Annotated in this window: 13 protein-coding genes; 3 read left to right on the top strand and 10 right to left on the bottom strand. The window is 55.0% G+C overall.

Annotated elements, in window-relative coordinates:
- Nucleotides 1–2: 2 nt before the first annotated feature.
- The 3 genes from ACR0EO_RS13450 (at nt 3) to ACR0EO_RS13460 (ending at nt 2212) form a co-directional block, all read left to right on the top strand.
- Nucleotides 3–308, top strand: coding sequence for a chorismate mutase (locus tag ACR0EO_RS13450; protein WP_480690709.1), 306 nt, complete (start codon nt 3–5; stop codon nt 306–308).
- Nucleotides 309–360: 52 nt separating this feature from the next.
- Complete coding sequence (gene folD / locus ACR0EO_RS13455; RefSeq protein ID WP_480690711.1) at nt 361–1251, top strand: bifunctional methylenetetrahydrofolate dehydrogenase/methenyltetrahydrofolate cyclohydrolase FolD; 891 nt, start codon at nt 361–363, stop codon at nt 1249–1251.
- A gap of 214 nt (nt 1252–1465) precedes the next feature.
- The gene (locus ACR0EO_RS13460) at nt 1466–2212 is read left to right on the top strand and encodes a LytTR family DNA-binding domain-containing protein (RefSeq protein ID WP_480690713.1); all 747 of its coding nucleotides are present in this window, start codon (nt 1466–1468) and stop codon (nt 2210–2212) included.
- Between the two features lie 4 nt (nt 2213–2216).
- Here the strand turns inward: ACR0EO_RS13460 and pdeM are convergent, their stop codons facing one another.
- The 10 genes from pdeM to ACR0EO_RS13510 all read right to left on the bottom strand — a co-directional run bounded on the left by pdeM (nt 2217) and on the right by ACR0EO_RS13510 (nt 13498).
- Entirely contained in the window at nt 2217–2879 is a 663-nt protein-coding gene (gene pdeM / locus ACR0EO_RS13465) for a ligase-associated DNA damage response endonuclease PdeM (RefSeq protein ID WP_480690715.1), read from the bottom strand.
- Nucleotides 2880–2920: 41 nt separating this feature from the next.
- Nucleotides 2921–5332 carry a ligase-associated DNA damage response DEXH box helicase gene (locus ACR0EO_RS13470; protein WP_480690717.1) on the bottom strand — a complete coding sequence of 804 codons (2412 nt, stop codon included), beginning with the start codon at nt 5330–5332 and terminating at the stop codon, nt 2921–2923.
- 40 nt (nt 5333–5372) lie between these two features.
- Nucleotides 5373–6680, bottom strand: coding sequence for a P-loop NTPase family protein (locus tag ACR0EO_RS13475; RefSeq protein WP_480690718.1), 1308 nt, complete (start codon nt 6678–6680; stop codon nt 5373–5375).
- 117 nt (nt 6681–6797) lie between these two features.
- Nucleotides 6798–7343 carry a prepilin peptidase gene (locus ACR0EO_RS13480; protein ID WP_480690720.1) on the bottom strand — a complete coding sequence of 182 codons (546 nt, stop codon included), beginning with the start codon at nt 7341–7343 and terminating at the stop codon, nt 6798–6800.
- A gap of 3 nt (nt 7344–7346) precedes the next feature.
- A complete protein-coding gene (locus ACR0EO_RS13485; RefSeq protein WP_480690722.1) occupies nt 7347–8198 on the bottom strand; it encodes a tetratricopeptide repeat protein in 852 nt (283 codons plus the stop codon).
- A gap of 28 nt (nt 8199–8226) precedes the next feature.
- Nucleotides 8227–8808: a tetratricopeptide repeat protein gene (locus tag ACR0EO_RS13490; protein ID WP_480690724.1), complete on the bottom strand. Its 582-nt coding sequence runs from the start codon at nt 8806–8808 to the stop codon at nt 8227–8229.
- A 4-nt stretch (nt 8809–8812) separates the two neighbouring features.
- Nucleotides 8813–9802, bottom strand: a complete 990-nt coding sequence (locus ACR0EO_RS13495; protein ID WP_480690726.1) for a type II secretion system F family protein — start codon at nt 9800–9802, stop codon at nt 8813–8815.
- Between the two features lie 10 nt (nt 9803–9812).
- Complete coding sequence (locus tag ACR0EO_RS13500; RefSeq protein ID WP_480690728.1) at nt 9813–10781, bottom strand: type II secretion system F family protein; 969 nt, start codon at nt 10779–10781, stop codon at nt 9813–9815.
- A gap of 11 nt (nt 10782–10792) precedes the next feature.
- A complete protein-coding gene (locus ACR0EO_RS13505; RefSeq protein WP_480690730.1) occupies nt 10793–12241 on the bottom strand; it encodes a TadA family conjugal transfer-associated ATPase in 1449 nt (482 codons plus the stop codon).
- Between the two features lie 24 nt (nt 12242–12265).
- On the bottom strand, nt 12266–13498 hold the full coding sequence (locus ACR0EO_RS13510; RefSeq protein WP_480690732.1) for a CpaE/TadZ family protein: 1233 nt from the start codon (nt 13496–13498) through the stop codon (nt 12266–12268).
- Nucleotides 13499–13520 lie beyond the last annotated feature (22 nt).

Genomic DNA, 13520 nt, shown 5'->3' on the forward strand with positions numbered 1-13520 from the left:
CGATGCCCACTCTGACTCCACCGCAAGACTGTAACACGATGCAGGATTTGCGGGTTCAGATCGACAACCTGGACCGCCAACTGATCGAAATGTTGGTGACTCGCGCGGGTTACATTGACCGTGCCTCGCAGTTGAAACCGGGCGAGGGCCTTCCAGCCCGCATCCCGGACCGCGTCGAAGAAGTGGTGCAACGTGTGCGCGCAAGCTCGGATCAGTTGGGGATGGACCCCGATCTGGCCGAGGAACTCTGGCGCATTTTGATTGATTGGTCGATTGCCCGTGAAGAACGTGTGCTCGGCTCTGACTGACTGAACGGGCGCCTTCTGCGCCCGATCCGTTTTTGAAAGAAGGGATCAAAAGATGGTAGCCCAGGTTATCGACGGAAAGGCCTTTGCCGCCAAAGTGCGCGGACAAGTGGCCGATCAGGTTGCGAAGCTGAAAGAAGGAAACGGCATCACCCCCGGCCTGGCCGTGGTTCTGGTGGGCGAAGACCCGGCAAGCCAGGTCTATGTGCGTTCGAAAGGCAAGCAGACCGTCGAGGTCGGCATGAACTCGTACGAGCACAAGATGGACGCCGAGACCTCGGAAGAGGACCTGCTGGCGCTGATCGACCAGCTGAACAACGATCCCGCTGTTCACGGCATTCTGGTACAGCTGCCGCTCCCCAAGCACCTGAACGAAGATCTGGTGATCAACTCGATCGACCCCGCTAAGGACGTTGACGGTTTCCATATTTCGAACGTGGGCCTGTTGGGCACCGGTCAGAAGTCGATGGTTCCCTGCACCCCTCTTGGCTGTCTGATGATGCTGCGTGACCATCACGGCTCTCTTTCGGGAATGGACGCGGTTGTGATTGGCCGCTCGAACATCGTGGGCAAGCCGATGGCTCAATTGCTGCTGGGCGATAGCTGCACCGTAACTATCGCGCATTCGCGCACCAAAGACCTCCCGGACGTCGTTCGCCGCGCTGACATCGTTGTCGCCGCTGTAGGCCGCCCTGAGATGGTGCCCGGCGACTGGATCAAAGAAGGCGCAACTGTGATCGATGTGGGCATCAACCGCATCGAACGTGACGGCAAGAACAAACTGGTCGGTGATGTGGACTATGCCAGCGCCGCTGAGCGCGCAGGCGCGATCACTCCGGTTCCGGGTGGCGTCGGTCCGATGACCATCGCCTGCCTGCTGGCGAACACTGTGACGGCTTGCTGCCGTGCAAATGGCTTGCCAGAGCCCGAAGGGCTGACGGCCTGATCTTCTGCGCAAGGCGCGACAAGCACAAAATTTGGGCCGAAGGGTGCAGGGCACTCTTCGGCTTATTTGTTTCAAGCAGATCAAATTAAGTTTTAATTGTCGGGTTTGAATGCCCTCAAATCGGTGATAAACCTGTTATTCCAGCCGGTTATGTTGAAGTTGCTTCAGTTGAAGGGGCTTTGGCTGGAACTCCTTGGGTTACTTTTGGGCAGGTATGTCAATCAAACTATCCTGGATTTTCGCCGAACTTACGCCGAGCAGAGCTATTGCGGGTCTCGTTTTTGTACCGCTCCTCGCTTACGCCTTCCAACCTTTCCCCGAAGAATTCCTGTCCTTCCCTTTGCGGGTCGTTTTCTGGCTAGGGGTGATTGCATTGGCTTTGTGCGTAACGTGGGTCACCAGGCGAGTGATGCGGAAATACTTGGCTGAGACACATTTTTCTGCCCGCGACGTGATCTTGGTCTTGGTGATACTCGCGCTTTTTGTGCCGCCTCTTTGGGTGTTGTCGTGGCTGCTATGTGCTGTCGGTGGCCTTAAGACACCAGGTGTTCTTTCGGTGGGATCCTACGGCGTCTTGTTCGCGACGGGTTTGGTTCTTGTGCGCGGTCCCAGGCGCGTTGAGCTTTCAGAACACCAGTCCGCACCGGCTATGCCACGCTTGGCAAAACGGTTGCCGTCAACATTCAGCGGTGAGGTTTATCGACTAACCGTGCGCGATCATTTCGTTGACGTCGTGACCTCGGAAGGAACCTTCACGATCCGGTCGCGTTTGACAGATGCTATCGCCGAAATGGAACCAGTTGTCGGACATTGCACGCACCGCTCGCATTGGGTGACGGATGACTCTGTCACCGGTTCTGAGAAAAAGGGTGGAAAGGTGTTCTTGCGCCTCGTGAATGACGACCTCGTTCCCGTAAGCCGTAAGTACAAACCTAAGCTAGAGCAGGACGGCGTTATCTAAGCACCTAACGCGGCATAGGTATGATCTGTGGGTGTGGCCCTGTCAGGATCGCCTTGGCTTTGTCGTTCATCAGTTTGGATAGGATGTGATCAGAACTGCGTAGTCCGCCCGTATACGTGCCATAGGCGGGTAAAATAATTCGCAGATCGTCTACCAGAAAAGCTGGGCGAGTGATGGAGCGCCCTCGAACGCGCAGTTGAGCCTTGGGGTGATAATGCCCTGATACCTCTGCCCGACCGTTCGTTTCGGCAATGTGCCTGAAGGTAAGAGGGCCTATCCCGCACTCGGACAAGTGTGTTCCCCCCAAATCGATAGGGCCGGGGTCGTGGTTACCCTCAATCCAAATCCATTGTCGGCCGGCTTGCAGGGCCGTTATCCGCAGCTTTTCGTCCGTTCCCAGCGCTGCTATTGCATCCAGGTCGTCAAAGCTGTCACCTAGGCAAATAACAGTTTCCGGGCGTGTATGCTCTATATCCCTAGTCAGCCGATTAAGCGTTTCACGACTATCGTAAGGAGGAAGAGCGGCCCCGCCACGACGCACGATGCGCTCCGATTTCCCAAGGTGCAGGTCGGAAACGCACAATAGGTTTTGATCCGGCCACCACAGAGCCCCTGAACCCAAAGCGCACAAGGATTGATCAGAAAAGAAAAACGACACTTCGTTCATGTTACGTTCTTTGCGCGTTTATACTGCGGACGCAAGCGAATTCACGCGGTTCGTAACCCGGCAGCCTCCAACAAACGGGCACTTTCTTCGGCCAGCAAGCGTTCTTCCGCGGCACCCTTCACAGGGACTTTGCCTACTTCTAGGAACAAAGGGGCGGCAAGCGGCGAGACACGCTTGAGCCGAAGCAGATCAACCCGGTCACCTATGCGTTCGATCATGGTTTCGATCCGCCCAAAATCAACGAGGCCGCGCATGGCCTCTTCTCGGGTAATCCGCATCAAAAGGTGATCAGGGTCGTATTTGAGAAGCGTGTCGTAAAGAATGTCAGATGAAAATGTCGCCTGCCGCCCGCTTTTGCGTTGCCCACCAGTGTTGCGCTCAATCAGTCCTGCGATGGTTGCAGAAGACCGAAAAGTCCGCTTCATCACCGCATTACCTGCCAGCCATGTATCAAGGCCCTCGCGCAGCGCCTCGAGTTGAAACAAAGGGCGTGGATCAGTGACAGCGTCCAGTCCCCAAATCAGCGTTGCATAGTCGGTGGCGACAAATCCAAGCGGAGCCAGGCCAGTCTCTTCCATTCGTTTGGTCAAGAGCAAGCCCAGCGTCTGTTGTGCGTTACGACCGGCAAAGCCGTAGACACACAGATGTTCGCGACCGTCGTTTGGGAAGCTCTCGATCAATAGCCGGTCGCGCTGAGGAAGCCGTGAAACATCGCGCTGGAGCGCCAGCCACTCGGCTGTATGGAGGGGCAGTTGTGGCCAATCTGTCTGAGCAAACATTCTTAGAATGCGGTCGCTCAGTTGTGTCGAAGTCGCAAATTTCGTGCCTGAGAAGGTAGCGATTTTAGGCTTTTTGTCTGCGCGGCGGCTAACCTCAACCACCATTTCACGTAGGTTCTCGTACCGAACGATCTGACCGCCAATCAAAAACGTATCGCCTGGCGACAAAGAGGCGGCAAAAGCTTCTTCAACTTCGCCCAATGGCTTACCGCCACGATTGCGCTTTAGGCGCACTTTTAGGGTGTCCGTGTCCTGAATGGTGCCCAGGTTCATTCGGATACGCTGCGCGGCGCGTGGGTCGCGTAGCTGCCAGCGCCCGTCTTGCTGCTGTTGCAGACGTTGCCAACGATCATAGGCCCGCAATGCGTAGCCTCCAGTTGCGCAGAAGTCGAGGCAAGCGTCGAACTCAGCACGATTGAGCTGAGCATAAGGTCCCGCGGTCTTCATTTCTTTGAATAGCTCATCCGCGTCGAACGGCTCGGCCGCTGCTGCAATCAGGATGTGCTGGCATAACACATCCCGAGGGCCAAACCCGCGCGGCTCGCCGTCCAAATCGTGGGCTTTCGCAGCCTCGAGCGCGGCGACGCATTCGACCACTTCAAATCGGTTAGCAGGCACCAGAAGGGCCTTTGATGGGGCGTTATACCGATGGTTCGCACGCCCGATCCTCTGTACCAGACGTTTAACATTCTTTGGGGCGCCTATCTGGATTACCAGATCCACGTCACCCCAATCGATCCCCAAGTCTAAACTGCCGGTGCAGACGATCGCCCGTAATTCTCCGCGCACCATTGCGGCTTCCACACGCTCGCGTTGTTGTCGGTCCAGACTGCCATGGTGAATGCCGATCGGCAGGGCATCATCATTGGCCAGCCAAAGATTGTGAAAGAATATTTCTGCCTGTGCCCTGGTGTTGTGAAAGATCAGCGTCGTTTTGTGTTGCTTAATCTGCTCTAAAACCGCCGGGATAGAATAGGCCGCGCCTCCGCCGGACCAAGGCGGCATTTCCTTTGTCTCAAGCATCTGTATGTCGGGGTCAGGCCCTGGATCGGCCTCAACAATTTGGCAGGGGTCTGGATGCTTAGCCAGAAAACGAGCGATAGCCTGTGGATCCTCTACCGTCGCAGACAGTCCTACACGGCGAAGGTCGGGGCAAAGGGACTGCAGTCGCGCCAACGCCAGCATAAGCTGGTCCCCTCGTTTGCTTTCTGCAAGAGCGTGTATCTCGTCTACAATTACCCTTTGCACATTGCCGAACATGCGTGGCGCGTCCTCGTAAGAGGTCAATAACGCGAGGCTTTCAGGTGTTGTCAGTAAAATGTGCGGAGGGTCTACGCGCTGGCGTTTTTTCTGCGTGGCCGTGGTGTCACCTGTGCGGTCTTCGATCCGAATGGGTAGACCAATTTCATCTGCGGGGCCACGCAGATTACGGCGGATGTCAGCGGCGAGAGCCTTAAGAGGAGACACGTAAATCGTGTGCAGCCCTGTGTGTTCAGTTTCAGCCAGTTCAGCCAGTGTCGGCAGAAAACCGGCCATTGTCTTGCCGCCACCGGTAGGTGCGATCAGCAAGGTCGCCGGATCTGTCGCCCGGTCGAACATATCCTGTTGATGGGGATGAACGGACCAACCTTTGGCCGCAAACCAATCTGTAATCCGGGCGGGAATCTGCGTCATACGTGCAGACTACCCGGCCCGTTACCGAATTGGCATGGCGTTATTTGACGATTTTCTCGTCTTTGACGAACATGTTGGCCCAGGCCCGGTCGATCAGATCGGGGCTCATCTGGTAGGGGATGCCTTCGAATTCGCAAATCGAGATCATCTGATCGATCAGGAAGATCGGCTGATAGTTTGCGTAGATATTGTTGATGGTCGGATATTTGACCTTCAGCAGGTGTACCAAAGCTGCTTCGTCCAGTGGCATGCCGCGTTTGCGGGCAACCATCGCGAAGATTTTCAGGAAGTTTTCTTGGTTCGGACCGTCGATCTTGATCTTAAAGAAGATCCGGCGCAGGGCCGCTTGGTCAAAGATCTCATTCGGGTGGAAGTTGGTCGAGAAGATAACGAGCGTGTCGAAGGGAACTTCGAACTTTTCACCCGACTGCAGCCCCAGGATATCCTTGCTTTCTTCCAGCGGAACGATCCAGCGGTTGATCAGGGCCTGCGGCGGCTCTTGCTGACGACCAAGGTCGTCCACGATGAAGATGCCGCCGGTCGATTTCAACTGCAGCGGGGCCTGATATGTACGGGCCGTGGGGTTATAGACCAGATCCAACATGCTGAGCGACAGTTCACCACCTGTCACAACCGTTGGACGTTCGCACTGCACGTAGCGGGTATCGAAACGTTTACGCCGCCGCAGACTGTTCGGATCGTCTGCCTCTTGTTCAATTGCGGTGTGAACGATGGGGTCGTAGACCGTGATAACCTGACCGGCATATTCGATGGCATACGGTACGTAGACGTTATCGCCCAGAGCATCCCGAATCCCGTTCGAGATCGAGGACTTACCGTTGCCCGGAGGGCCATACATCAGGATAGAGCGCCCAGCACTGACCGCGGGCCCAAGGTGGTCCAGAAGGCTGTCGGGCAGAACCAAGTGGCCCATCGCGCCGACCAACTGATCCCGAGTGACTTGGATGTTCCGGATTGACTGGCGTTTGACCTGCTCTCGGTAGACGTCCAGAGGAACCGGCATAGCACCAAAGTACTCAGATTGGCTCAGCGCGTCCAACGCACGGGCTTTACCGGCGTCCGTCAGCTGGTAGCCCATTTCGTTGCCGCTGTTGGCGTTCAGTGTACCTGTCGCCTCTAACAGCTTTTGTTCGCGCGCGAGATCGATCAGTTCCTGTGTGACCGATCCCGGAAGACAAACGGATTCCGCGATTTGCGAGACAGTGTCCACGTTTTTGCGAAAGATCGTTTTCAGCATAATGTCCCGCATCATTACGATGGGGAGCTTCATTTCGGCCAAACCCTTGGGGGCAGGGGGGGCCATTACCGAGGTCGTCTGCATATTCATGAGCGTTGCCCGTCTAACCAAATTCACGCAAATAGCCCTTTGAAAGGGCCGCTTGCGGAAAATTTGGCCTCGCTTTGTGTCAGCACCAAGGCAGGGACAAGGCGGACTGATGATAGTTTACGAGCCGTAAACAGTTCCCAATATCAAGTAGATCGCCAAGCTACCGCCCAGTGCAAACCCCATCGGAAACTGCTTTGGTCTTTCCCAGCTTTCCCAGTCTGGCGCGATACGCCGCAAGGGGCTGTGTTTGGCCATTCTGTGGGTGGCAAGGGCCGCAACAGTGGTCGAAATCAAAATAAACATCATCAGCATGTAGTCGCCCGGCCAAATGAAAGGCGAGGCGGCTGCTATGAACTTTGCGTCTCCGGCCCCCATTACGCCAGCCGCGTTAAGGACGAAGCCTATGACCAATACGACCACCAAATGCATCAACTGCCAGATATAAGGCGGCAGCGTCGCAGTAATCGGACCTATTGAGCCCGTGGTCCATTCTGTTGACCAAGGTGGGAGTAGGAACAGCCCCACAACTGCAAACACCACCGCTAAAGCAAAAACCGCGTGGTTTTTGATCAGCATGGAACGCATGTCCGTAAAAGCCACGTAGAAGCAGATGGGCAGTACAAATGGTAAAAACCACGCCGCCACCACTACGGGGATGTTCATAGTCTAGGCTTCCTCAAGCGCTCGGAGAGACCGAACTGCTTCGTCAAAGTGCTGCGGGTGTGTTGCTATCGCTTCGCGGAACAGGTTCTTTGCGGTGGTTACATCGCCCTGTTTTACCGCCGAAATCCCCATTGTGTTCAGCAGCATGGCGCGCTCGATTTGTGTCATAGGCACAACCGGCATGCTGTAATTCCCCTGCGCAGAACGCGCCAGAACAAGATTGTTCTTTGCGGTGAACAACGAGCTGTCCTGACGAATTGCCTCGGTAAAGAGACGCTCTGCCTCATTATACTGGCCGCGCGTCAGCTTGGAGTAGCCCCAGTTGTTCATGACGCTGCCGGGGCGTGTAGTCAGCCCAACGGCTGTTTCATAGAACTGGTCGGCCCGTTTCCAGTCTTTCTGGGAATCGGCGACGACGGCCTCAAGACGATAGCGACGGAATGTTTCGTAAGTCGGGGGGACAGAATCCAGAACGGCCTTTGCCTGTTTCCAGCTTCCCGCCCGGACCAGAGCATCCGCGTATTCAACACGGTCGACATTTGTCGCGCCCTTCATCGTGGTCACTTTTTTCCAGGCTGCCGCAGCTTCGGTCGAGCGTTTGGCACGTGACAACGAAATTGCCAAACCTCGTTGAAGGTCAATCCGCCCAGGATTCTTGGCGGCCGCTCCTTGGAAATAGCTGACCGCTTCGTTGGGGTCTGCCGCGGATAGCAACACCTCGTTCAGGTTGGTTTCGTCAATGACGTTCACCTCCTGAAAGGTTTTTTCAATTTTCTCTTCTTCGGTTTCTTTCTCGCAGGCAGACAGGATCAGCCCGCACATCATTATCGACGGAATCAAGAAAAATTGGCGCATTTTGCGTCCCTTACTGCTCTTGCCTCTTTTACGGGAGCTTGCGTAGCGTGAAATGCCCGTCGCCTTGCTGCTCCAGCTTGTATTCTTGTTCTTCGGTAGAAGTATTAACAGGATTATCCATTTTTGCGAGAGCTAAGCGCAGATTGTCTCGGATTGCGTCACTTTCGCCATTGTCCAGTGCGTAAGCCCTTTTGAAGACCTGAGCCGCTTCGGGGTACTCGCCGCGCTCAACCAACAAAACACCCAGGTTATTCCAGGGGGCAGGCCATTGCGGATTATCTTTGACCGCACGGCGCAGCAATGTCTCAGCTTGTCCAAGGCGCCTTAGGCCCAGATTTGCCGTGCCCATTGATGTCAGTATTTCAGTTGTCATTCCCTGTTCAAGCGCAGCTCGGGTAAAGGAATCCAACGCCAGCTCGTACTCACCAGAGGCCATCAGCCGGTTGCCTACAGCTACTTCGTCAGCAGGTTTGCCATTGGGGTCAAGCCCAGGGGCGTCGAGGTCGTTTGACAGCCCCGTATCCGTACAAGCGGCCACCAAGGTGATTACCATGGTGGCCTTAAGCGCGAGGTGTATTCCGGAACGGATGCACCTGAATATCTTCGTCATGAGGTTAGAAGCCTCCGCCTCCGCTTGACAAGTCAGCGATGCCTTTTGCCGATGGTCCCACCAGAATGATCAACAACGGAGGCACCGTCAGGATCATTGTGGCAAGTGTCATTTTCGTTGGCAACTTGTTTGCGGCCTCTTCAGCCCGCATCACGCGTTTGTCCCGCATCTCGCTGGCATAAACCCGTAGCGCTTCGGCGATTGATGTACCGAACGTTGCCGACTGTATCATCACCGTCACAAATGCGCTGACATCCTGAACGCCGCAGCGAGTTCCGAAGTCGCGAAGGACTGTGTCGCGGTCTTTACCGGCCTTAAGTTCGTAGGCCACGACCTCAAATTCCTGAGCAATATCGGGGTAGGACGCTTTCATTTCTGTTGAGACGCGAACAATGGCTTGGTCAAGCGACTGTCCGGCCTCAACGCAGACCAGCATAAGGTCGAGGGTGTCAGGAAAGCCTGCCGTGATGGCTTCGTGCCGTTCCGCGACACGCCGTGTAATCCAATACCGCGGCAGGAAGTACATTGCAGCCGCAGGAAGGATAACGCGGAGAGCCATTTGCGCCGGAGTGAATTCAACGCCCCCGGACAACACGGTGACCAAAAGAACACCGATCATAACGCCAACGATACCCAGTGCGAACTGAGCAAAGTGGAAAAATCTCACAGCGTCCTTAGAGTGATAACCGGCCTGACGCAGCTTGAGCTGCATGGCCGAGAGCTCTTCTTCGTCTTTCGGTTCAAGAAACGTGGCGAACTTCTGAAGTTGTTCGTTGCGGCTGCCGGTGCGCAACCGTTCTTTCTTGGGTTTCTTGTCGTTCTTGGGTGCAGCGGTTGAGCGCTGCAGCTTTTTCAACGGATCCTCTGGCTGATTCAACATCAGAGGGATCGTGACGAGGATCATGATTAGCCCCAGAACGCCAACTACGATCAGCGGTCCGAATTCGCCCAAGTGGTCCTTGAGCAGGTCGTTGATATTGGTCAGGAATTCCATTGTGATACCCTCAGACCTTAATATTAGTTAGGATGCGCATGACGATGAGGTTCAGCGTCAACATGATCCCAACAATGAAACAGGCCGGAATAAACCATGGGTGGTCAATCACTTCGTCATAGTAACCAGGGTCTTTGACCAAGATGAACACAAGACAGAATACCGGGAAGCCGGACAGAAACTTGCCTGACCATTGTGCTTCGGCAGTGATCGCCTTGACCCGGCGGAACAGACGAAAGCGTGCCCGGATCACTTGGGCCAGACCCGCCAGAATTTCTGCGAGGTTACCACCCGACGTCTGCTGAATGCCGACCGCAACTGACAAAAAGCGCATATCTTGCATGTCGAGCCGCTCGGCCAGGTCTTTCAGCGATTCACCAACATCACGGCCATACGCACATTCATCGGCAATAACGCCAAATTCGGTGGCCAGCGGATCCTGAGCTTCGCTCGCCACGATCTGGATCGAGGAAACAAACGGGTTACCAACGCGTAGCGATCGAACCATAAGTTCGACGGCATCAGGTAGTTGTTCTTCAAACAAACCCATTCGTTTCTTAGCTTTGCGGTTCACCCAAGTGTAGACACCGCCGACCCCAATAGCGACGGCCATTGCAATCCGCAGAACGATCTCAGTCTGGGTGCCAATGCTGAGCCCTACGAAGGCAAAACAAGACACGAGAACCATGATCAACACCAATTGCCTGGGTGTGAAGGCAATTGCCGCCTTCTGCGCTTTGTCCGCCAGCAATGAGTAGAGCGGGATGCTCTGGGTTTTCATATGCTGCTGCATTTCCTTACGCAGCTGTTCCAGAACTTGTTCGCGGCCGACGCCTTTGTCGAGCATATCCAGGCGGCGATTGACCCGGCTGTTCAAGCTGATGGATTTGCCGAACGCAACGAGATAGATACCTTCGACCAGAAAGAAGACCGCGACGAAGATCACGACATATATCAGCGCCTCTACGGGCAGTTGCATATCAGGATCTCCTACACTGTCGTTGGTTCATAGATGGATGCGGGCAGATCAAAGCCCCACAGACGGAAGCGCTCTGAGTAGTGGCTGCGCACGCCTGTTGCAGTAAAATGGCCGATGATCTTGTTGTCGGGGGTTAGGCCAACACGTTGGAACCTAAAGATTTCCTGCATCGAGATAACGTCACCTTCCATGCCGGTGATCTCGGTGATCGAGGTCATGCGGCGCGAACCGTCCTGCAAGCGGCTGGCCTGCACAATCAGGTTCACAGCGCTTGAGATCTGGCTGCGAACCGCCTTGATCGGCATCTCGATCCCGGCCATTGCGATCATGTTTTCCAAACGCGAGATACCGTCACGGGCCGAGTTGGCGTGGATCGTGGTCATAGAACCATCGTGGCCGGTATTCATGGCCTGCAGCATGTCGATAACCTCGGCACCACGCGTCTCACCAACGATGATGCGGTCAGGACGCATACGCAGGGCGTTTTTCAAACAGTCACGCGGACTGACTTCACCTTTGCCCTCAACGTTGGGCGGCCGGCTTTCCATCCGACCCACATGGGTCTGCTGTAGCTGAAGTTCCGCCGTATCCTCGATCGTCAGGATGCGTTCTGCGTCGTCAATGAAGCTTGAAAGGGCGTTCAGAGTGGTCGTTTTACCGGAACCGGTACCGCCGGAAACGATGATATTCAGTCGAGTTGAAACGGCGGCCTGAAGATAGGCTGCCATTTCTTCGGTAAACGCACCGAAATTAACCAGATCGTCGATGCCAAGCTTATCTTTTTTGAACTTACGAATAGAGACAAGCGAACCATCCACCGCGATAGGCGGAACCATCGCGTTGAAACGCGAGCCGTCGGCCAGACGGGCGTCAACATAGGGGTTAGATTCATCAACGCGACGACCAACGGCGGACACGATCTTGTCGATGATCCGCATCAGGTGCTTTTCGTCTTTGAAGGTAATGTCGCTGATTTCGAGCTTACCGTGACGTTCTACAAAGATCTGTTGTGGACCGTTGACCAGAATATCGTTGACCGAGTCGTCCTGAAGCAGAGTTTCAAGTGGACCAAGGCCAGTTACTTCGTCGTACAGCTCTTTGTTCAGCTGCGAGCGATCCTCGCGGTTCAGAACGATGTTCCGAGTTTCGAGAATCTCGCTTGCAATTGCGCTGATTTCCGCCCGCAAGTCTGCCTCGCCAGCGTTTTCCAGCGCCGCCAGGTTCAGGTTTTCAAGCAATTCACGGTGTAGTTCGATCTTGATCTCACCTAAGCGCTCCTTGCGCTTGCGATCACGATCATTGCCAACAGGCTCGGCGGCCTTTTTTTGCGATGGGCGTCGGGCCACAGCCGTTTCCGAAGAAGCCTTTTGCGTCGGCTTGGGAGCAGCGGCTGGTGCCTCGGGCGTGGCCGGACTTTGAACCGGCTGTGCTTCGGGCTGTTTCTTGTATCTTGAAAACACGGCGGCTCTCCCTCTGGGCTTGTCTTACGCAGCTTCTGCGCTGCTGCTGCCAAGGCTGTGCAGCGATTTTGCAAGCTTGGCAATTTCGCGGCGCAACGGATTTTTGGCTGCTGAATTGGCCAGTGGCAGGCCATGGTCACCGCTTTGCATGATGGGTTTTCCGCCATCAGGCAGGTGAAGGTCGATTGATATACCCAGGCTTTCACCCATTCGCTTAACCCGGCTTTTGCCATTCAGGTCTGTGAATTTGGGTGCTCTGTTGAGGGCAAATCGTAGCTTGTTGAACGGAAGCTCTTCGGCTTGCAGTGCGCGCTTCAAGCGCAATGCGTTCTGTGCCGAACGCATATCCAGTTCGATCATCGCGAAATACACATGTGCCGCCTGGAGAATAGTTTCGGACCAGTGCACCAGCGTCGACGGCATATCCACGATTACATAGTCAAAATGCTTGCGCGCCGTGTTGATCACACGCTCGATATCTTCGGGAGTGATCAAATCCAACGGCACCATGTCTGAAGGGGCGGTCAGAACCTGAAGCTTTTCTTCATAAGTTTGAAGCGCTTGCATGAACACTTCGTCGTCCATCGCTGCGGTGTCTGACAGCATTTCAAAAACGGTTTCTCGACGCGGAAGATCAAGGTAGGTCGATACAGTTCCGAACTGGAGATCCAGATCGATCAGGCATACTGACGGGGCTTCCTTCGGAGAAACGGTAGCGAGTTCCCAAGCCAGATTTACTGCCAGGGTGGTCGAACCAACCCCGCCTGCCAGTCCATGCACAACGAAAAGAGCGGCTTCTTTCGATTCGCCTTGTGCCATCGGAGCGGCGGCCTGTGCAACGGCAACCGGATCAGGTTGTTTCATACGCTCAATCGCTTCCTGCAATTCTCCTTCAGGAAGCGGGTAGGGGACAAACTCATCTGCGCCCTTGCGAAGCAGCTGGTGCAGAGATGCAGGTGTCACATCTTCAGCGATCAGCACGATCTTAATCTTCTTTTCTTTGGCGCGGGTGATGATTTCACCCATCATGGTGAGGTTGTCTTCGTCCTCTCCATCAATGGCCAGCGCGACGAATTCCAAAGAGTCTGCATCAGGTTGACCAAAAAACGCCAAAGCTTCGGCGAAACCTAAGTCACCCCATCGTTCACCTAGGGCGGCCTCCATGTCTTCTATCAGAAGATCGAAATTCTGAACGTCACGACTGATCGTGCAAGCCAGGATAGCAGTTTCGTCGTCTTTTGGCGTAGCGCTTGTCATTAACACAATCCTTGTCGTCAGG

The sequence above is a fragment of the Ruegeria sp. BE9 genome (assembly GCF_056538765.1).